This is a genomic window from Phenylobacterium sp. (assembly GCF_036563285.1).
GTDB lineage: Bacteria > Pseudomonadota > Alphaproteobacteria > Caulobacterales > Caulobacteraceae > Phenylobacterium.
In genome coordinates this window covers 150,940-169,489 of record NZ_DATCMR010000012.1, presented here as the reverse complement: position 1 = coordinate 169,489, position 18,550 = coordinate 150,940, and the positions used below count along the sequence as shown (strand labels likewise).

Genomic DNA, 18,550 nt, shown 5'->3' with positions numbered 1-18,550 from the left:
CAAGGGCGGCCTTCCGCTCTAACCGGCGCCGTGGCCTTCGGTTCCGTGGCGTCCGGCCACGGTGACGCCGCGCACGACTCCTGCGAGACCACCGCTGTGCTGAAGCCGCACGACCACCATGAGCATCCGCCCGATCACCCGATCGAGGAGGACATCGTCCACGCCCTGGAGCCGGACGAGCGGACGCCGCTTCCCTCGCTCATCCGCCGCTGGACCCTCCGGCTGATCCCGCCGCTCCTGCTCGGCGTGGCCGCCTACGCGCTGTGGCGGGAGTTCCGCCACCTGTCGTTCGACGAGGTCGCCGCGGCCATGGCGGACTGGGGCTCGGCGAGGATCCTGGTGGCGCTCCTGCTGTCGGCGGTGAGTTTCCTTCTGATGGGGGTGGTCGAGCAGCTCGGCCTGCGCTGGACAGGCGCGCGGGTGCCGATCGGCGCTTCCGTGGGGACCTCGTTCCTCGCCAACGGCATCGCCCATGCGGTGGGGGCCAACCTGCTGGTCGCCGGGGCGATCCGGGCGCGGCTCTACAACCGGTTCAACGTGAGCCTCACCCAGGTGGCCGCGGTCACGCTGTTCAACGGCATGGCCTTCGCCGTGGGCCTGTCGACGCTGGGCGGGCTCGGCATGCTGCTGGCCGGGCGCGAGGAGCTGGCCGGCAGCGCCATCTCCACGCCGGTGGCCCGCAGCCTCGGCGCGGCGCTGCTCGCCTTCGCCTTCGGTTATGTGCTGCTCTGCGCGCTCCGACGCTCGCCGGTGCACGCCTTCGGCCGCAGCCTGGCGCTGCCCGCGCCGGGCGTGGCCCTGGCCCAGCTCGCGGTGGGCGTGGCCGACAACAGCGTGGCGGCCGCGATCATCTGGAGCCTGATGCCGCCGGACTCGGTGGGCTATCTCGCCTTCGTGGGCTCCTACGCCATCTCCTGCGTCGCGGGCCTGGTCTCGACGGTGCCTGCGGGCGCGGGGGTCTTCGAAGGCTCGCTGTCGGCGCTGCTGCGCGGCGTGGAGCCTGCCCCCCTCGCGGCCGCCTTCCTTGGCTACCGGCTCGCCTACTACGTCCTGCCGCTCATCGTGGCGATCGTGGCGCTCGGCGGCGACACCCTGCTGCACCGCAAGACCAAGGCTTCGCCGTAGGAACGGGGCCGCGTTCCCCGCATTCCCTCCGCCTCAGGCGTGGAGGCCCTCATGTGGCTGTTCTTGATGATGTTCGGTCCGACGGCCGGTTTCTGGTCGCTGGCTTCGACCTTGGGCGGGGCGACGCGTCCGGCGTCCGAGCCCATCCGCTACGAACCCTGAGGTGACGCCGACGTCCGCCTTCCGCCAGGAAGGGGGATGCGCAGCCTGATCCTCCGCGTCGTAGCGGCTTTCGGACCTGTGTTGATTTGGCTGCATTGGCCCGCAGCCCCGGTCTGACGATCTTCCGCCCGAATAGGAGATCGCCATGAGCTTCGTCGTCTCGGGCCTGCCGCTCGACCCCTTCCGCCCGCTGTTCGGCCTGTCTGACGAGGCGCTCGCCGAGCGCGGCGTCATCCGTTACGTCGCCGACGCGCCGCAGGGCTTCCCCTGCCGCATCACCCTGACCGACGCCCGGCCGGGCGAAACCCTGCTGCTGGCCAACTACGAGCACCAGCCGGCCGACACCCCGTTCCGCTCGCGGCACGCGATCTTCGTCGGCGAACAGGCGGCGGAGACGGCCCGCTACGTGGATGAGGTCCCGCCGTCCCTGGCGCTCAGGCCCTACATCTCGCTGCGCGCCTTCGACGCCGGCGGCATGATGCTGGACGGCCAGATCGCGCCCGGGGCGGAGCTCGCGCCCGTCATCGAGCGCATGCTGGACGTCGACGAGGTCGCCTACCTGCACGCCCACTATGCCGGGCGCGGCTGCTATGCCGCGCGGATCGACCGGCGCTGAGCGCTGCCCGGCGAAGTGGACACCGGTTCGTCGCCAGGCAGCGCGAATACTGGCCGTCCGGAGCGTCGCAGGCGCTCTAGAAGCTCTGGCGGAACCTGACGCCGAAGATCCGCGTCAGCGATGGTCAACCAGCCCCCCAACGCGATTCACCTCAGGATTGAGCGCGCCAAGCTCCACTGTTGTCAAACCGACGTTCGATGACCGCTGAATCGGCCGGCGGGTGTCGCCCATTTGACGCAGCGAGGTCACACACCGCCGACTGCGCGGTCACCGAGGAGAACCCGAGGCGCGCGTCGTCGGTTACCGGGTCGGTTCTGCTCCAGACCGAAGGGGAATTCCGTGCTTCGCGCCATGAAGATTCTGGCGGCCGCCGCCGCGCTCGCCCTCGCCCCGGCCGGGGCGGCCTTCGCCCAGTCCTCCTCCCTGGCGGCCGGGGTCAACCTCGGCACACCAGGCATCGGCGCCGAGCTCCAGTTGCAGCTCTCCGACAGCCTCGTTCTGCGCGGCGACGCGGACTGGCTGAGCTACGACCGCGACGAGGACTACTCCGGCGTGCCCTACGGCGCTGAGCTGAAGTCCATGACCGCCGGCGTCTTCGCCGACTGGCATCCAGGCGCGACGCCCTTCCTGGTCTCCGCGGGCGCCTATTTCGGCGAGCGGAAGGTGAACCTCGACGCCACGCCCTCCGGTCCGGTCAACATCGGCGGCCAGACCTTCACGCCCGCCCAGGTCGGCCGCATCACCGGCCGCGCGGAAATGTCCAAGTTCCAGCCCTTCGTGGGTCTGGGCTTCGACAACACCTTCACCAGCGGGAGCGGCTGGGGCTTCCGCGCGCTGGCCGGCGTCGCCTTCTCCAAGGACCCGGACGTGAGCCTCGCTGCCTCCGGCGGGACGCTCTCCAACGACCCCACCTTCCAGAGCCTGCTGCGGGCCGAAGAAGCCGACGTCCGGGAGGACGCCAAGGGCATCCGCTACTACCCCATCCTGCAGGTGGGCCTTACCCGGCGGTTCTAGGGGGGACCCTCGGCGCACCCGAGCCGCCGGTCCGCCGCTGTCCTTTGAGAACCGATGGAACAGGCCCTGTCGACGCCGGGTTGCCTCCACACAGGGAGGCCCAAGATGTCCGACGCGAACTCCGACAACCAGTCCGACGCCCCGCGCGATCGCACCACCGAAGACCGCAGCTTTGACGCCCAGCACGGCGCCCAGGGCGCGCCTAACGGCCAGCCGCGCGACCGCGGCTCACGTGAGGGCGATCCAGGCGCCGACTCCGTCATGCCCGGGCGGGAGTTCGGAGCCGGCGGCCAGGTCGACGGCCCCGACGAGACCGCCGGCGCCGGGAACGGCGGCGGCTGAGCAGCAGGAGGAAGCAGCCATGCCCGACAAGCATCCGAACACCGTCCGCTGGGGCGGCCCAGGCGCCAGCCATGAGGATCGCACGAAGCCCATGCCGCGCCCGACCCCGGGCCAACCGGAGGGCGCGGCCAGCACCAATCCCCGGGTCAGCCAGGTCTCAGGCGGCGGCGGCGAGCGCGACGAGAAGCACAGCCACGTGGACGATCTTCGCAGCTCCAAGTCGCACACCACGGGCACGCCTAGCCCGACCTCCACCGACGACTGGCGCCGTAACCGTTCCCGCCACGACCGGATGGCGGAGATGGCCTCCTACGAGCAGACGGGCGAGCCGCGCAGCTTCCGGGAAGGCGGGCCCGACGAGGCCGGCTCGCCCGACGCGCCCGACGCCGGCCACGGCACGCCCGTGCAGGTGCATTACGAAGGCGATGTCCCCGGCGGCGGCGGCGTCAGGGCGGAGGCCGAACAGCGGGTCCGCCGCGCCATAGCCCGCTTCGACCGCGAGCTCTCAGACGTGCAGGTCTATCTCACCGACGCCAGCGAGGTCGGCTCGCCCGGTCCCAGGACGTGCACCCTCCAGGCCACACCGCACCGCGGCGAGACCGTCGCCGTGACGGAGACCGCCGGCGAGATGGACAAGGCGATCATGGCGGCCGGCCGCGAGCTGGTGCGGCGGCTGTCGGAGGTCCTCGGCCACGGCAGCGGGAACCCCGAAGCCGGCGGTGAGACGGCCCCGCAGGCCTGAGCCCGCGCAACTTGAGACGACGCTTGGCGGCCGGAGTAAACGACGGCCGCCCTGGTTGTGCAACGCCATCGGGCGGCCGGTTCCTACGGCGGAGCCCGCCGGCCGTTCACAATTGTTTGCACAAGAGCTTGCCCTGCGGGCGGGCGCAGACTCTAACCCATGTAACTGCGCGCTGGGCCTGTCCCGGGGCTAGTCCCTGTTGAATGAGACGGGGACAATCCGATGACTGAAGTATTGAACGCGCGGCTGATCCCAGCCGCGCTAGCCGGCGCCACAGGGCGCGCCGCCATGTCCGAGCGCGAAGCGACCGGGGACCTGCATTGGCACGAGGCGGGCGGCCTGATCGCCCGAGAAGGCCAGCCGGCCAGCGAGTACCGTGTGCTGACCTTCGGCTGGGCGGCCCGGACGCGCACGCTGGTCGACGGTCGCCGGCAGATCTTCCGGATACTGATCCCGGGCGACCTCTGCGTGGGGCCGGCGCCCGACCTCGCCATGTCCGACACAACCGCACTGACCCGAGCCAGGACCCAGTCGACGGCCCCGGCTGCCCGCGAAGGCGCCGCCGGTCCGTACGCCCTGGAGGCGCGCATCCGCCGGGCGCTGACCGAGGAGCAGGCGGGCCTGCTGACCCAGGTCCTGAGGCTGGGCCGCATGTTGGCCTTCGAGCGCACCGGCCACCTGCTACTTGAACTGATGGAGCGGCAGCGCCGCGCCGGCCTGACGACCGGAGAGACCATGCCGCTGCCGCTGACCCAGGAGGTGCTGGCCGATGCGCTGGGGCTGAGCATCGTGCACCTCAACCGCACCCTCCAGCAGATGCGCCGCCAGGGCCTGATCGTCTACCGCTCCGGCCGCGCCACCTTCCCCGACCCGCAGGCCCTGGCTGAGGCGTGCGGATACGAGCCCGCCGCGCCGGTCGCCAGGCCGGTCGCGCGGCAGGCGTAGGCCCCTCAGGGGGACAGCCGTCCAACGTGCCGGGCCACCGCCTCGACCTCGGCCGCGGAGAGGATCGCGCCGAGCGGCGGCATGGCCCCCTGGCCGTTGCGGACGACAGCCGCGACAGCCTGGGCGTCGGTGCGCCCCGCGATCCGCGGGGCCGGCCCGCCCGCGCCTTGAGGTCCATGGCAGGCGGCGCACGTCCGGCGGTACACGGCGTCGCCGAGGTCGCCGGCCGGGGCCGCCGCCACGGGGCTTGGCGCAGCGGCGCGTGCGACCCGAGGCGCCGGGGCCGTGCGGGCGGGGACGAGGCGCAGGATCTCGTTCTGCTCGGGCGGCATCTCGTCGGTGAGGATGTAGATCGAGCCATCGGGCGCCTGCTTGACCACCTTGATGCGCTGGCAGCGGTCCATCAGCAGCTTTTCCTCGGCGACAACCCGCTCGCCCCTCATCTCCAGCCTGACGAGCTGCTCGCCGGACATGCCGCCGATGAAGAGGTTGTTGCGCCAGCGCGGGAACGCCTTTCCCGTGTAGAGCATGATCCCGGAGGGGGCGAACGAGGGCGTCCAGTAGTAGAGCGGCTGCTCCATGCCCGCCTGGGCGGTCTTGCCGCCGTTGATCAGCGCGCCGGAGTTCTGGCGCCCGTAGCTGATCACCGGCATCCCGTAGTTGCGCCCCCGCCGGACCACGTTCAGCTCGTCGCCTCCCATGGGGGTGTTCTCGGCCGCCCAGAGCTCCCCGGTGCGTGGATGGATGAGGGCCGCGTGGATGTCGCGGAAGCCTAGCGCCCAGACCGCCGGGTCGGCCTTGGGGTCGGCGCGGAACGGATTGTCGGCGGGGATCGTCCCGTCGGTGTTGATACGCAGCACCTTGCCGGCCTGGCTGCTCAGGGTCTGCGGCGCAGGGCCGACGTCGGCGAGATTGCCGGCCGACATGATCAGCAACGTGCCGTCGCGCGCCTGGACGATCCGCCGGGGTTGGATGTCCGCGGCCTCGCGCAGGGTGCGCACGTCTTCGAGGCTGCGCTCGTCGGCCGACAGCCGCGCGCGGGCGACGCGGCCCATGGCGGTGCGGTCCTGGGGGAGGCGCGTGTGGTAGGTGAAGTAGATCGTGCGGTTGCGCCGGAAGTCGCGGTCTACCGCCACGTCGTACATGCCCGAGCCGAGCCGCGGCTGCACCACCTGAGGGACGTTGGCCAGCGGCTCGGAGACCACGCCGGCCGGCGTCACGATCCGCATGCCGCCGTTGCGGAAGCTGACCAGCATCTTGCCGTTCGGCAGCAGGTCCATCCCGAACGGTCGATCGATCTTGGCGATGGACTGCACGGCATGGCCCTGGCCCGCCGTGACGATCGGAGCCCTGGTCTGGCCCGGGAAGGCCGGCGTGGTCGAATAGCCGTCGCGGGCGTTGCGGTTGGGTCCGCACAGCGCGGTGATGCGGGCGTGCTCGCGGGCTGAGCCGGCAACCCCGGCGAAGTCGGGGCCGGGCGGAAACTGCGGGACCGCCGCCGGCTGGGAGGACCCGCCGCCGGCGGAAAGGACGAGCGCGGCCGCCAGCAAGCCCGTCAGGCCGGCGCGGCCCGCCTTTGCGATGTTCATGTGTTTGCCCAGCCGACGAATGGTCTCCAGCCATAGGGGCTCCCGCCCCCCAGGTCGATGGCCGTTCCCCTTTCCCCCCAATCCTGCCACCGTCATGGCAGCAGGATCGTCGCACCGGCGTTTGTTCCGCTTCCGTTCCCGTGTTAAGTGAGTCGCTCAGTTCCTAAATAACGCGGTCCCGCGTGCGGACCTCCGCGCGCGGTTTTGGTGTTTCCGGGACAAGATGGTCGACCAGCACAACCAGATCCGCGTGCGCGGGGCGCGCGAGCACAACCTCAAGGACGTGAGCGTGGACATCCCGCGCGGCGAGCTGGTGGTGATCACCGGCCTGTCCGGCTCGGGGAAGAGCTCGCTCGCCTTCGACACCATCTACGCCGAAGGCCAGCGCCGCTACGTCGAGAGCCTGTCGGCCTATGCCCGCCAGTTCCTGGAGCTGATGAGCAAGCCCGACGTGGACCTCATCGAGGGCTTGTCGCCGGCCATCTCCATCGAGCAGAAGACCACCAGCCGCAACCCGCGCTCCACCGTGGGCACGGTGACCGAGATCCACGACTACATGCGCCTGCTCTGGGCGCGCGTCGGCGTGCCGTATTCGCCCGCCACCGGCCTTCCGATCGAGAGCCAGACGGTCAGCCAGATGGTCGACAAGCTGGTCGCCCTGCCCGAAGGCACGCGCCTGTACCTGCTGGCCCCCGTGGTGCGCGGCCGCAAGGGCGAGTACCGCAAGGAGATCGCCGAGTGGCAGAAGGCGGGCTTCCAGCGGCTGAAGATCGACGGCGAGTTCTACCCGATCGAGGACGCCCCCGCGCTCGACAAGAAGTTCAAGCACGACATCGACGTGGTGGTGGATCGCCTGGTCACCAAGCCGGGGCTCGAGAGCCGCTACGCCGACAGCCTGGAGACGGCGCTGCGCCTGGCCGACGGCATCGCGGTGGCGGAGTGGGCCGACAAGGCGCCCGGCGAGGACCAGCCGCGCCGGATGATCTTCTCCGAGAAGTTCGCCTGCCCGGTCTCCGGCTTCACCATCTCCGAGGTCGAGCCGCGGCTGTTCTCGTTCAACAACCCCTACGGCGCCTGCCCGGTCTGCGACGGCCTGGGCGCGAAGCTTGCCTTCGACGCCGACATGGTCGTGCCGGACAAGGACAAGACCCTGCACAAGGGCGCCATCTCGCCCTGGGCCAAGGGCCCCTCGCCGCTCTACACCCAGACCCTGCAGGCGCTGGCCCGCCACTACGGCTTCTCGATGGACACGCCGTGGCACAAGCTTTCCGACGAGGCGAAGTCCAAGATCCTCTACGGGTCCGGCTCCGAGAAGATCCGCTTCGTCTACGACGACAACGCGCGCAAGTACGAGGTCAACAAGACGTTCGAAGGCGTACTGCCGAACCTCGAGCGCCGCTGGCGCGAGACGGACTCTTCGTGGGTCCGCGAGGAGCTGGGCCGCTACCAGTCGGAGACGCCGTGCGAGGCCTGCGAGGGCTACCGGCTGAAGCCCGAGGCGCTCGCCGTGAAGATCGACGGCAAGCACATCGGCGAGGTCTCGACCCTCTCCATCAAGCACGCGGGCGAGTGGTTCGAGGCCCTGGGCGGCCGGCTCACCGACAAGCAGATGGAGATCGCGCGCCGGATCCTGAAGGAGATCAACGACCGCCTGCGGTTCCTGGTCAACGTGGGCCTGGATTACCTGAACCTCTCGCGCGGCTCCGGCACCCTCTCGGGCGGTGAGAGCCAGCGGATCCGGCTCGCCAGCCAGATCGGCTCGGGCCTGACGGGCGTGCTCTACGTGCTCGACGAGCCTTCGATCGGCCTGCACCAGCGCGACAACACGCGCCTGCTCACCTCGCTGAAGGGCCTGCGCGACCTCGGGAACTCGGTCCTCGTTGTCGAGCACGACGAGGAGGCGATCATGACCGCCGACTACGTCATCGACATGGGCCCCGCGGCGGGCGTCCACGGCGGCGAGATCATCGCCCAGGGCAAGCCGGACGAGATCATGGCGCACCCCAAGAGCCTGACCGGCCAGTACCTGTCGGGCGTGCGCGAGATCGCCGTGCCGCCCGAGCGGCGGCCGATCTCCAAGAAAAGGGTGCTGCGCGTGGTCGGCGCCACCGGCAACAACCTGAAGGGCGTGACCGCGGAAATCCCCGTGGGGACCTTCACCTGCATCACGGGCGTGTCCGGCGGCGGCAAGTCCACCTTCACCATCGAGACGCTCTACAAGGCCGCGGCGCGCCGGCTGCACAACGCCTCTGATGCGCCGGCTCCGCACGAGCGGATCGAAGGGCTGGAGAACTTCGACAAGGTCATCGACATCGACCAGTCGCCGATCGGCCGCACCCCGCGCTCGAACCCGGCGACCTACACCGGCGCCTTCCAGCCGATCCGCGACTGGTTCGCGGGCCTGCCGGAGTCCAAGGCGCGCGGCTACGGACCCGGGCGGTTCTCGTTCAACGTGAAGGGCGGCCGCTGCGAGGCCTGCCAGGGCGACGGCCTCATCAAGATCGAGATGCACTTCCTGCCGGACGTCTACGTGACCTGCGACGTCTGCCATGGGCGGCGGTACAACCGCGAGACGCTCGAGATCATGTTCAAGGGCAGGAACATCGCCGACGTCCTCGACATGACCGTCGAGGAGGGCGCCGACTTCTTCAAGGCCGTGCCGCCGATCCGCGAGAAGATGGAGACGCTGAAGCGCGTGGGCCTGGGCTACATCAAGGTCGGCCAGCAGGCGACGACGCTCTCCGGCGGCGAGGCCCAGCGGGTGAAGCTGTCGAAGGAGCTGTCGCGCCGCGCGACCGGGAAGACGCTCTACATCCTCGACGAGCCGACCACGGGCCTGCACTTCGAGGACGTGAAGAAGCTGCTGGAGGTGCTCCACGAACTGGCCGACCAGGGCAACACGGTGGTGGTCATCGAGCACAACCTCGACGTCGTGAAGACAGCGGACTGGATCGTCGACTTCGGTCCGGAAGGCGGCGACGGCGGCGGCGAGATCGTCGGCATGGGCAGCCCCGAGCAGGTGGCCGCCAACCCGAAGAGCTGGACCGGCCGCTACCTGCACGAGCTGCTGGAGCGCCACCGGCAGCGGAGCGGCGGGACCAAGCGCAAGCTGGCCCGCGCATGATCCTCTACGGCGCGCCGAACCCCGCCCCGAACCCGCGCCGCGTGCGGATCTTCCTCGCCGAGAAGGGCATCGACCTGCCGGAGACGCGGGTCGACATGATGAAGCGCGAACACAAGAGCCCCGAATTCCGGGCCAAGAACTCGATGGGCCAGCTCCCGACGCTCGAGCTCGACGACGGGACCTGCATCTCGGAGACCGTCGCCATCTGCCGGTACTTCGAAGAGGTCCAGCCCGAGCCACCGCTTTTCGGGACCACGGCAGTGGAAAAGGCCATGGTCGACATGTGGGTCCGGCGCACCGAGTTCACCGTCATGATGCCGGTGGGCAACTTCTGGCGTCACGCCCACCCCCGCACTGCGGCCCTGCTTACCCAGTTCAAGGACTTCGGCGAGTCCAACCGCGAGACCTACAAGGGCGCCCAGAAGTGGCTGAACCGCGAGTTGGCCGAGCGGCCGTTCCTGGCCGGAGAGGCCTACACGATGGCCGACATCTGCCTGCTCACCACGGTCGACTTCGCCGACTGGATCGGCCTACCGCTCGAGGCGGAGTTCACCAACCTCGCTGGCTGGCATGAACGGGTGACGGCGCGGCCTAGCTCTCAGGCCTAAGCGCGCGGTAGGCGGCGACCACAGGCGCGGTGGCCAGCACTGTGAAGAAGGGCCCGAGGAGGACCTGCACGAAGAGCTGCAGCAGGTAGCGGCCGGGCTGGGCCTCCATCTGCTCGGCGTCGGAGAGCGACGACAGGAGCCCCTCGAACCCGGTGGCTGCGCCGGTGAGCACGAACATCGCCAGCCACAGGACCAAGCCCACCATCGCCACCAGGCAGAGGTTCAGCACCCACATGCCGAGCAGCGCCCATGCCCGGCCGCCGGTCGTCCGCCAGGCTGCGCGGATCGACAGGCGGCGCTCGGCAAAGGTCCAGGGCCACGCCAGGCACAGGCGGAGGAAGAGCCAAAGCGCGATCCCGAAGACCGCCACCCAGAGGATGATCCGGACGGCCAACCCGCCGGCGCCCATCGCCCGGGCGAGCGCCACCCCTACGGCGACGAGGATGGCCATCGCCGTCAACGCCACAAGGCCGAGCGCGGCGTTACGCAGCTCATCCGGGCCAAGCCGCAGGTGCAGGAAGGCGGGCTCCTCGGGCCTCAGCATCAGGCGGAAGACGCCGCACGCCAGGATCGCGCCGATCAGCACCAGGCCCAGGAGGTAGACCGCCCCGCCCACCGGCGCGGCGTAGGCGGCGCTGGCCCCCTCGCCTGCCACGGCCACCAGGATCAGCAGGACCACGGCGGAGACCAGGATCATGGCGATCCAGGCGAGCAGGTTGAACAGGCTCCAACCCACGACCACGCGCCAGTGGCGGCCGATCAGGCGGAAGCCTTCGAGGGCGGCGTCGCTTGCCGAGAAGCCCGGCGCTGCGGCTTCGCTCATCCCTTCGCGGCCGGCGGGGCGCCGTGGAGCTCGCGGTAGGCCACCGCGCCGGGGGCGGCGACCACGGCGTAGTAGAGGGCGGTCAGGAAACTGCCCACCACCATATAGGCGATCATGAACGGGTTCAGGTAGGAGGTGAGCGTGGTCTCGTCGGGACTGAACACCGCGCCCAGATCGGCAAGCTCGCCGCCGGTGAGCAGGATCGCCACCCCCGCCAGCATGCTGAAGATCACCAGCGCCAGGAGCGCGACGGCCACGATGCAGGCCAGCGCCAGGACGTAGGCGCCGAACAGCCGCCAGAAGTGGCCGCGGGTCACCGCCCAGGAATCGAACACCGCGAGCCGGCGCTCGGCGAAGGTGATCACCGGCGCCAGGGACAGCCGGACCGCGACGTAGATCGCCAGGGCGAATACGGCGAGCTCCGCTGCGGCGGCCACGAACACCGCCACGCCGCCGCCGGCCACCGACGCGGCCGCGGCGATCAGGCCCGCGACCAGGATCACCAGGGCGAGGAAGACCACGGCCATCACGAAGTAGATCAGGGTGAGGGCCACGAGCCTCAGCTCGTCGGCGCCCATCCTGAGATAGCCGAACCGCGTGTCGTCGTGCCGGAAGATGATCCGGTAGACCGCCGCGGTCATCATGCACTGGATCAGGAGCCCGATGACCAGCAGCGGCGAGGCCGCCAGCAGGGCGCGGCCGAGCGTGGTGGCGTCCGGCGTCTCCTCGGCGCCCAGCACCTGCAGGGCGTTGCGGATCTCGGGCGGCATGTTCACCGTCACGAACGCGCCCAGCACGCTCACCACGAACGAGAAGAACGCCCAGCGCAGGTAGGCGCGCGGGTTCTCCCGCGTGAGGCGAAAGCCTTCCAGTCCTGCGTCTGTCGACGAGAACGCCATGTCTGTCCCTTGGCTCTGACCCAGCCCGACGCCGGAACGAGTCGGCCACCCCTTTGGCTGCAAATTCGTCGGAGCGGGCGCGGCGCGCAAGGCCCCGCTCGCGATCAAGGCGGATCGTTGCTAGTTAGCCGGCCATGACGATCAGACCTGTGCATGTGGTGGGCGGCGGCCTGGCGGGCTCGGAGGCGGCCTGGCAGATCGCGCAGGCGGGCGTGCCGGTCGTGCTGCACGAAATGCGGCCGGTGCGCGGCACCGACGCCCACCAGACCGACAGGCTGGCCGAGCTGGTCTGCTCGAACTCGTTCCGAGCCGACGACTGGGCGGGCAACGCCGTGGGCCTGCTGCACGCCGAGATGCGCCGGGCGGGCTCCATCATCATGGCCGCGGGCGATGAGCACCAGGTCCCGGCCGGCGGGGCGCTGGCGGTCGACCGGGAGGGCTTCGCCCAGGCGGTGACGGAGCGGCTGGAGGCCCATCCCCTGGTCACCATCGTGCGCGAGGAGGTGGCGGGGCTGCCGCCGGCGGAGTGGGACAGCGTGATCCTGTCCACCGGCCCCCTCACCTCGCCCGCGCTGACGGAGGCGATCCTGGAGCTGACCGGCGAGGGCCAGCTGTCGTTCTTCGACGCCATCGCCCCGATCGTGCACCTGGAGAGCATCGACATGGACGTGGCGTGGCGGCAGTCGCGCTACGACAAGGAAGGCCCCGGCGGGGACGCGGCGGCCTACATCAACTGCCCGATGACCAAGGCGCAGTACGACGGCTTCATCGACGCGCTTCTGGCGGGGCCGAAGTCGGAGTTCAAGGACTGGGAGCACGTCCCCTACTTCGACGGCTGCCTGCCGATCGAGGTGATGGCCGAGCGCGGGCGCGAGACCCTGCGGCACGGGCCGATGAAGCCGGTGGGGCTGACCAATGCGCACAATCCGCAGGAGAAGCCCTGGGCGGTGGTCCAGCTGCGCCAGGACAACGCCCTGGGCACGCTGTGGAACATGGTGGGCTTCCAGACCAAGCTGAAGCACGGCGCGCAGACCGAGATCTTCCGGACGATCCCGGGGCTGGAAAAGGCGGTGTTCGCCAGGCTGGGCGGGCTGCACCGGAACACCTTCATCAACTCGCCGCGGCTGCTGGACGGCACGCTGCGGCTGAAGGTCGAGCCGCGGATCCGGTTCGCAGGCCAGGTGACCGGGGTCGAGGGCTACGTCGAGAGCGCCGCGGTGGGCCTGCTGGCGGGCCGGTTCGCCGCCGCCGAGCGGCTGGGGCGGCCGCTGCAGGCGCCGCCGGCGACGACGGCCATGGGGGCGCTGGTCGGCCACATCACCGGCGGGCACCTGGACGCCGGCGCCGGCTCCTTCCAGCCGATGAACATCAACTACGGCCTGCTGCCGCCGATCGCGCCGCCGAAGCGGGACGAGGACGGCCGGCGGCTCGGCGCCAAGGAGAAGACCCGGCTGAAGAAGCGGCTGGTGGGCGAACGCGCCCTGGCCGACATCGAGGCCTGGCTGGCCGGCGCGCCGGTGCTTGAAGCCGCCGAATAGGCGATGTCACATTGCGTGGCAGGCCTATTTGCACGAGTCAGCGCGACAACTCTCGCGTTGCGCTAAGTCGCTGATTCACGAAGTCAAAGATCCTCTCTTCACTGTATCGCAGGCGCCCTGCGGCGCCAAAGATTACCGTTCTCAGATCCGGCCGCGGGCGACGGCCCAGGTGACGCGCAGGCGCCGGGTGAGCTCGCGCCCCTGGGGCGCGCCGATCAGCGCGGCGTGGGCGACGGCGGGAAAGGCGGCGGCGCTGAGCTGCGAGGCGGCCGGCCGGGCGTCCACGAGCAGTCGCGCGGCGGCGAGTGGGTCGCGGCGGGCCAGGATCCAGGCGGCGCCGGCGTCACGGGCGGCGGGCGCATCGGCGGCAGGGTCCAGCAGGCGGACGGCGAGCTCGGCCGCGCGGCCGGCGGTGTCGCGGGCCCACTCAAGCGCCTCGGCTTCGGACATCGGTGCGGGGTCGAGCTCGCGGTAGCGGGCGTCGATCATCGCCTCGAGCGGCTCGCGCGGCAGGGCGTGGCGGCGGACGGCCTGGCCGAGCGCCTGGGCGGTGGGATGGTGGCGGACGGGCCGGCCCTCGAACACCTCGTCCAGCACCTCGCGCCACCAAGTGAGGCGGATCTCGCCGAGGAGCGGGTTGGAGGCGACCTTGGGGGCGCGGGCGAGCTCGTGGTCGAAGGCGTAGATCGCCACCACATCGGCGCGGCGCTCGGGATCGACGACGAACCGGCTGGACAGCCAGCGGTCGGGGTCCACCCGCTTCAGCAACGCATCGAGGTCGTGGTCGGCGGTCATCGTTGAAAAGCAGAAGGCCCGCCGGCAGCGGCGGGCCTTCGCTTGTAGTCGCCTTCGGACGTCAGCCGAAGATGGTCTGGTTCATGGTCATGGTGACCAGCATCGGCACCGACAGCAGCGTGTTGATCCGCGAGAACAGCATGGCGGTCTTGCCGGCCTTGGCCTTGGCGTCCGCGTCGCCCTCGACGATGCCGAGCGCCACCTTCTGGTTCGGCCAGATGAACAGCCAGACGTTGAGGAACATGACGATCCCCAGCCACATGCCCATGCCGATGAAGGTGTGCTGCGGGTTGCCGCTGGTCAGGCCGAGGGCCAGGGCGTCGACGATGTAGCCGCGGTTCCACGCCAGCATCGCCCCCATGAGCACCGTGACGGCGGCGGCCCAGCGGAACCAGAACAGCGCCTCGGGGGCGATGTACTTGGAGATGCCCGGCTTCAGCTCGGCCGGGACCTCCGGCATTTTCCGGATCTGGACGAAGTTGAAGTAGTAGAGCAGCCCGATCCAGAGGATGCCGGCCAGCGTGTGCAGCCAGCGGAAGACGGCCTGCCAGAAGATCTGATCCGCGCCGCCGTGATGCTGCATGTATCCGACGACAACGACGATCGCCAAAATGAAGCTGACGATCAGCGTGTTGCGAAGATTTGAAAGAAGCCCGGCCAACATTCGTTAAGCCCTCCCGGTTGTACCCTGTGGCGTCTGTATAGGTCGTTTCGCCGCAGGCGGGAAGGCGAACGGCGGCGGTGTTCCCCTCCGCTTTCGGGGAGGGGCAGGCCGCGGAGCGGCCAGGGTGAGGAGGTGTGGGGACGCACCTGGGAGTCGGGGCCTGATCGCGACTTCCTCACCCGGCTCCCCAGAGGCGAGCTGTCCCTCCTCGGAGGGGAGGGAAATGGTCCTCAGACGGCGATCAGGGCGGCGGCGACGCGGCGGCCTTCGGAGGTGAGGACGTTGTAGAGCCTGGCGGCGGCCGGCGTGTCCATGAACTCCAGGCCGATGCCGGCCGCCAGCAGGGCCTGGCGGATGGGCTTGGGCGGCGGCGCGTTGCGGGCGCCCACCCCCAGCAGCAGGAACTCCACCTCGGCGCGGCCGGCGGCGAACACCGGGGCCAGGGACTCAGGGGTGAGTTCGCCCAGGGTGCGCACGGACCAATCGCGGGCCTCGTCGGCGACGATCAGCAGCGAGCCGTCGTGCCGCTGGCCGTCGAGGCGGAAGCCGCCGCCGCCATAGGCGTCGATGGAGGGCGCGCTGCGGGCCACGACCCGCCCTTCCCTAGGAGCGGACGCCCGCGGGCGTCAGCGGCTCGGCCTCTTCCTCGCCGCGGCGCACGCCCCAGAGCAGGATCACCGGGGCGGCGATGTAGATCGACGAGTAGGTGCCCACCAGGATGCCGAACAGCATGATGATCGACAGGCCCCAAAGCGAGGGGCCGCCGAACATGGCCAGCGCCACCAGGGCCACGATGGCCGTGAAGCTGGTAATGATCGTCCGGGTCAGCATCTCGTTGATCGACAGGTCGATCACCTCGCGCAGCGGCATGCGCTTGAACTTGCGCAGGTTCTCCCGCAGGCGGTCGAAGACGACGACGGTGTCGTTCATCGAGTAGCCGATGATGGTCAGGATGGCGGCCACGGCCGAGAGGTCGAACTCGATCCTGAGGAGCGCGATCAGGCCGAAGGTCAGGAACACGTCGTGGAACAGGGCGGCCACGGCGCCCAGGCCGAACTGCAGCTCGAAGCGGAACCAGATGTAGAGCAGCATGGCCAGGATGGCCCCGCCGAGGGCGAACAGACCCTTGGTCATCAGCTCATCGGAGACCTTGGGGCCCACCACGTCGGCGCGGACGAAGCGCACCTCCCCCAGGGCCTGGGTGATCCGGTTCCTCACGTTGGTGACGGTCGCGCTGGGGTCCGCGCCGTCCGGCGTCTGGAAGCGGACCATAGCCGAGGAGTCCGCGCCGAAGGCCTGCACCTGGACGTCGCCGAGGTTCATCTGCTCCAGCGTCCCGCGCACGCGGGCGAGGTCGACGGCCTTGGGCGCCGTGGAGATCTCCAGCACCGTGCCGCCCTTGAAGTCGATGCCGCAGGCGAGGCCGAAGCACGGCGGCTTGGGCGGATAGAGCGTCAGGAACAGAGAGCCGGCGATGGCGACGATGGAGAGCGCCGCGGCGAGCCGCGCCAGGCGGACGAACCGGAAGTTCGTCTTGACCGGCAGGACCTTGATCAGGGGCCAGAATTTCACGGGGGTGGCTCCTTAGGCGATCGGCAGGGTCTTGGGCCGCGCGCTCCGGTACCACCAGGCGAGCATCACCTGGCTGACCAGCACGGCCGAGAAGACGGTGGTGAACACGCCGATCGAGAGCGTCCAGGCGAAGCCCCGGATGGGGCCCGAGCCGAACGCGAACATGATCCCCGCCGAGAACAGGTGGGTGATATTGGCGTCGAGGATGGTGGCCATGGCCCGGGAGAAGCCGGCGTCCATGGCGCTGATCAGCGACCGGCCCGCGCGGAGCTCGTCGCGCATCCGCTCGTAGATCAGCACGTTGGCGTCGACCGCCACGGCCAGCGTGAGGATCAGGCCGGCGATGCCCGGCAGGGTCAGGGTCGCGCCCGTGAAGCTCATGATGCCGAGGATCAGCAGGCCGTTGACCACCAGGCCCGCGAGCGAGATGCCGCCGAACAGCAGGCCGTAGACCGCCAGCATAAAGATGGCCGTGCCGACCAGGCCGATGATGCCCGAGATGGTGCCGGCGCGCACGGCGTCCGCCCCCAGCTCGGCGCCCACCGTCCGCTGCTCCTCGACCTTCAGCGGGGCCGGCAGGGCGCCGGCCTTGAGCAGCACGGCGAGGTCGTTGGCGCTCTCGGCGGTGAAGTTGCCGGTGATCCGGCCATTGCCGCCGGTGATGGCGCTCTGAATGGTCGGCGCGGAGATGATCTTCTTGTCGAGGACGATGGCGAAGCGCTTGCCGATGTTGTCGCGGGTGACGTCGCCGAAGCGCCGCGCGCCCTGGCCGTTGAAGCGGAAGTTCACCTCCGGCGCGCCGGTCTGCGGATCGAACGACCCTTGCGCGTCGGTGAGCATCTCACCGGTCACGACGGCCCGTTTGCGCACCACGTAGGACGGCGCATAGCCGTCCTCGCTGGGCAGCAGCTCGGAGCCCGGCGGGATACGGCCGGCGGCGATGTCCTCGGGCCGGACGGTCTCGTCGACCATCTGAAAGGTCAGCTTGGCGGTCTGGCCGATGATGTTCTTCAGCCGCTCCGGATCGCTCTCGCCCGGCGCCTGCACGACGATGCGGTTGGCGCCCTGCTGGGCGATGTCCGGCTCCTTGGTGCCGAGCTCGTCGATACGGCGGCGGATGATCTCGATCGACTGCTTCACCGCGTCCCGCGAGGCCGCCTGCATGGCGTCGGGGCTGAAGGTGATCCGGATCCGCTGGTCGGGAGCGCCGGAGACGACCACGTCCTTCTGGCCGCTGGGCAGCACGACGCCGATGGATTGGCGCAGCAAGCCCGTCGCATTGCTCACCTGGGCGGGATCGGTGATCCGCACCGTCACCTCGCCGTTGACCTGGCCCAGGTCGCTGAACGCGATCTCCTCGTTGCGCAGGGTGGTGCGCACGTCCTCGATCGTGTTGGTCAGCCGTTCCTGGCCGATCGCGGCCGTGTCCACCTCGAGCAGGAGGTACGACCCGCCCTGCAGGTCGAGGCCGAGGTTCAGCGCCTTGCTGGGCAGGAAGCCCGGCAGGCTGGACCGCGCGGCCGGCGGCAGCAGGTTAGGGAGCGTGAGAAGGAGGCCGATCACGGTCGCCAGGACGACCAGGACCACCTTCCAGCGCGAAAGGCTCATCATGAGGAATGGGCCTTAGGTCTTGGCGTCGTTGGCAGGCGCCGGCTCGCCGCGGGTGCGCACCTCGGCGACCATGGTCTTCACCACCTTCACGGTGACGCCGGAGGAGATCTCGACGCCGACTTCCTTGTCCTCGACGCGCACCACCTTGCCGATGACGCCGGAGTTCAGGACCACGGTGTCGCCCCGCTTCACGGCGGCGATCATGGCCTGGTGCTGCTTCATGCGGCGCTGCTGCGGCCGGATCAGGAGGAACCAGAACAGGATCACCAGGCCGATCAGCGGCAGCATCTGGATGAGGAACGCCTGCGGACCCGCCGCTCCGGCGGCATCGGCGGCTTGGGCGTAGGCTGGGGTGGCGAACATGGCCTCTCCGAAAAGCGC

Annotated in this window: 18 protein-coding genes; 9 read left to right on the top strand and 9 right to left on the bottom strand. The window is 70.1% G+C overall.

Annotated elements, in window-relative coordinates:
- Positions 1–30: 30 nt before the first annotated feature.
- The 6 genes from VIL76_RS19160 (at position 31) to VIL76_RS19135 (ending at position 4,946) form a co-directional block, all read left to right on the top strand.
- Positions 31–1,125: a lysylphosphatidylglycerol synthase domain-containing protein gene (locus VIL76_RS19160; protein ID WP_332046676.1), complete on the top strand. Its 1,095-nt coding sequence runs from the start codon at positions 31–33 to the stop codon at positions 1,123–1,125.
- A gap of 307 nt (positions 1,126–1,432) precedes the next feature.
- Positions 1,433–1,903 (top strand): DUF1203 domain-containing protein, encoded by a 471-nt coding sequence (locus VIL76_RS19155; RefSeq protein ID WP_332046675.1) that lies wholly within the window; start codon positions 1,433–1,435, stop codon positions 1,901–1,903.
- Positions 1,904–2,242: 339 nt separating this feature from the next.
- The gene (locus tag VIL76_RS19150) at positions 2,243–2,917 is read left to right on the top strand and encodes a hypothetical protein (RefSeq protein WP_332046674.1); all 675 of its coding nucleotides are present in this window, start codon (positions 2,243–2,245) and stop codon (positions 2,915–2,917) included.
- A 105-nt stretch (positions 2,918–3,022) separates the two neighbouring features.
- Positions 3,023–3,259: a hypothetical protein gene (locus tag VIL76_RS19145; protein WP_332046673.1), complete on the top strand. Its 237-nt coding sequence runs from the start codon at positions 3,023–3,025 to the stop codon at positions 3,257–3,259.
- Positions 3,260–3,278: 19 nt separating this feature from the next.
- Positions 3,279–4,001: a hypothetical protein gene (locus VIL76_RS19140; protein WP_332046672.1), complete on the top strand. Its 723-nt coding sequence runs from the start codon at positions 3,279–3,281 to the stop codon at positions 3,999–4,001.
- A 222-nt stretch (positions 4,002–4,223) separates the two neighbouring features.
- Positions 4,224–4,946, top strand: a complete 723-nt coding sequence (locus VIL76_RS19135) for a Crp/Fnr family transcriptional regulator (protein WP_332046671.1) — start codon at positions 4,224–4,226, stop codon at positions 4,944–4,946.
- A 5-nt stretch (positions 4,947–4,951) separates the two neighbouring features.
- Here VIL76_RS19135 and VIL76_RS19130 read toward each other — a convergent pair whose 3' ends face one another.
- The gene (locus VIL76_RS19130) at positions 4,952–6,535 is read right to left on the bottom strand and encodes a PQQ-dependent sugar dehydrogenase (protein WP_332046670.1); all 1,584 of its coding nucleotides are present in this window, start codon (positions 6,533–6,535) and stop codon (positions 4,952–4,954) included.
- 223 nt (positions 6,536–6,758) lie between these two features.
- Here VIL76_RS19130 and uvrA point away from each other — a divergent pair, with 223 nt between their 5' ends.
- Both uvrA and VIL76_RS19120 read left to right on the top strand, forming a co-directional pair.
- The gene (gene uvrA, locus VIL76_RS19125; RefSeq protein ID WP_332046669.1) at positions 6,759–9,659 is read left to right on the top strand and encodes an excinuclease ABC subunit UvrA; all 2,901 of its coding nucleotides are present in this window, start codon (positions 6,759–6,761) and stop codon (positions 9,657–9,659) included.
- Positions 9,656–10,267: a glutathione S-transferase family protein gene (locus VIL76_RS19120; RefSeq protein WP_332046668.1), complete on the top strand. Its 612-nt coding sequence runs from the start codon at positions 9,656–9,658 to the stop codon at positions 10,265–10,267. Before uvrA ends, VIL76_RS19120 begins: the two co-directional genes overlap by 4 nt.
- On the opposite strand, the gene VIL76_RS19115 is transcribed toward VIL76_RS19120, so the two are convergent.
- A complete protein-coding gene (locus tag VIL76_RS19115; protein ID WP_332046667.1) occupies positions 10,251–11,090 on the bottom strand; it encodes a hypothetical protein in 840 nt (279 codons plus the stop codon). The two genes, VIL76_RS19120 and VIL76_RS19115, sit on opposite strands and share 17 nt — an antisense overlap.
- Positions 11,087–11,989 (bottom strand): hypothetical protein, encoded by a 903-nt coding sequence (locus tag VIL76_RS19110; protein WP_332046666.1) that lies wholly within the window; start codon positions 11,987–11,989, stop codon positions 11,087–11,089. Before VIL76_RS19110 ends, VIL76_RS19115 begins: the two co-directional genes overlap by 4 nt.
- 134 nt (positions 11,990–12,123) lie before the next feature.
- Here VIL76_RS19110 and trmFO point away from each other — a divergent pair, with 134 nt between their 5' ends.
- The gene (gene trmFO, locus VIL76_RS19105) at positions 12,124–13,527 is read left to right on the top strand and encodes a methylenetetrahydrofolate--tRNA-(uracil(54)-C(5))-methyltransferase (FADH(2)-oxidizing) TrmFO (RefSeq protein WP_332046665.1); all 1,404 of its coding nucleotides are present in this window, start codon (positions 12,124–12,126) and stop codon (positions 13,525–13,527) included.
- A gap of 141 nt (positions 13,528–13,668) precedes the next feature.
- Here the strand turns inward: trmFO and VIL76_RS19100 are convergent, their stop codons facing one another.
- From VIL76_RS19100 to yajC, 6 genes are all read right to left on the bottom strand, one after another.
- On the bottom strand, positions 13,669–14,322 hold the full coding sequence (locus tag VIL76_RS19100) for a squalene/phytoene synthase family protein (protein ID WP_332046664.1): 654 nt from the start codon (positions 14,320–14,322) through the stop codon (positions 13,669–13,671).
- Between the two features lie 61 nt (positions 14,323–14,383).
- Positions 14,384–14,983, bottom strand: a complete 600-nt coding sequence (locus tag VIL76_RS19095; protein WP_332046776.1) for a urate hydroxylase PuuD — start codon at positions 14,981–14,983, stop codon at positions 14,384–14,386.
- A gap of 233 nt (positions 14,984–15,216) precedes the next feature.
- Entirely contained in the window at positions 15,217–15,576 is a 360-nt protein-coding gene (locus tag VIL76_RS19090; protein ID WP_332046663.1) for an Mth938-like domain-containing protein, read from the bottom strand.
- Positions 15,577–15,589: 13 nt separating this feature from the next.
- Positions 15,590–16,558 carry a protein translocase subunit SecF gene (secF, locus tag VIL76_RS19085; RefSeq protein ID WP_332046662.1) on the bottom strand — a complete coding sequence of 323 codons (969 nt, stop codon included), beginning with the start codon at positions 16,556–16,558 and terminating at the stop codon, positions 15,590–15,592.
- A gap of 12 nt (positions 16,559–16,570) precedes the next feature.
- Complete coding sequence (gene secD / locus VIL76_RS19080) at positions 16,571–18,169, bottom strand: protein translocase subunit SecD (protein ID WP_332046661.1); 1,599 nt, start codon at positions 18,167–18,169, stop codon at positions 16,571–16,573.
- A 12-nt stretch (positions 18,170–18,181) separates the two neighbouring features.
- Positions 18,182–18,532, bottom strand: coding sequence for a preprotein translocase subunit YajC (gene yajC / locus VIL76_RS19075; RefSeq protein WP_332046660.1), 351 nt, complete (start codon positions 18,530–18,532; stop codon positions 18,182–18,184).
- Positions 18,533–18,550 lie beyond the last annotated feature (18 nt).

Coding starts and splice junctions, on each gene's coding strand:
- VIL76_RS19115 (WP_332046667.1), bottom strand. CDS start 11,090: ATGAGCGAAGCCGCAGCGCCGGGCTTCTCGGCAAGCGACGCCGCCCTC.
- uvrA (WP_332046669.1), top strand. CDS start 6,759: ATGGTCGACCAGCACAACCAGATCCGCGTGCGCGGGGCGCGCGAGCAC.
- VIL76_RS19145 (WP_332046673.1), top strand. CDS start 3,023: ATGTCCGACGCGAACTCCGACAACCAGTCCGACGCCCCGCGCGATCGC.
- VIL76_RS19140 (WP_332046672.1), top strand. CDS start 3,279: ATGCCCGACAAGCATCCGAACACCGTCCGCTGGGGCGGCCCAGGCGCC.
- VIL76_RS19110 (WP_332046666.1), bottom strand. CDS start 11,989: ATGGCGTTCTCGTCGACAGACGCAGGACTGGAAGGCTTTCGCCTCACG.
- VIL76_RS19155 (WP_332046675.1), top strand. CDS start 1,433: ATGAGCTTCGTCGTCTCGGGCCTGCCGCTCGACCCCTTCCGCCCGCTG.
- VIL76_RS19100 (WP_332046664.1), bottom strand. CDS start 14,322: ATGACCGCCGACCACGACCTCGATGCGTTGCTGAAGCGGGTGGACCCC.
- secD (WP_332046661.1), bottom strand. CDS start 18,169: ATGATGAGCCTTTCGCGCTGGAAGGTGGTCCTGGTCGTCCTGGCGACC.
- VIL76_RS19135 (WP_332046671.1), top strand. CDS start 4,224: ATGACTGAAGTATTGAACGCGCGGCTGATCCCAGCCGCGCTAGCCGGC.
- VIL76_RS19120 (WP_332046668.1), top strand. CDS start 9,656: ATGATCCTCTACGGCGCGCCGAACCCCGCCCCGAACCCGCGCCGCGTG.
- yajC (WP_332046660.1), bottom strand. CDS start 18,532: ATGTTCGCCACCCCAGCCTACGCCCAAGCCGCCGATGCCGCCGGAGCG.
- VIL76_RS19130 (WP_332046670.1), bottom strand. CDS start 6,535: ATGAACATCGCAAAGGCGGGCCGCGCCGGCCTGACGGGCTTGCTGGCG.
- trmFO (WP_332046665.1), top strand. CDS start 12,124: ATGACGATCAGACCTGTGCATGTGGTGGGCGGCGGCCTGGCGGGCTCG.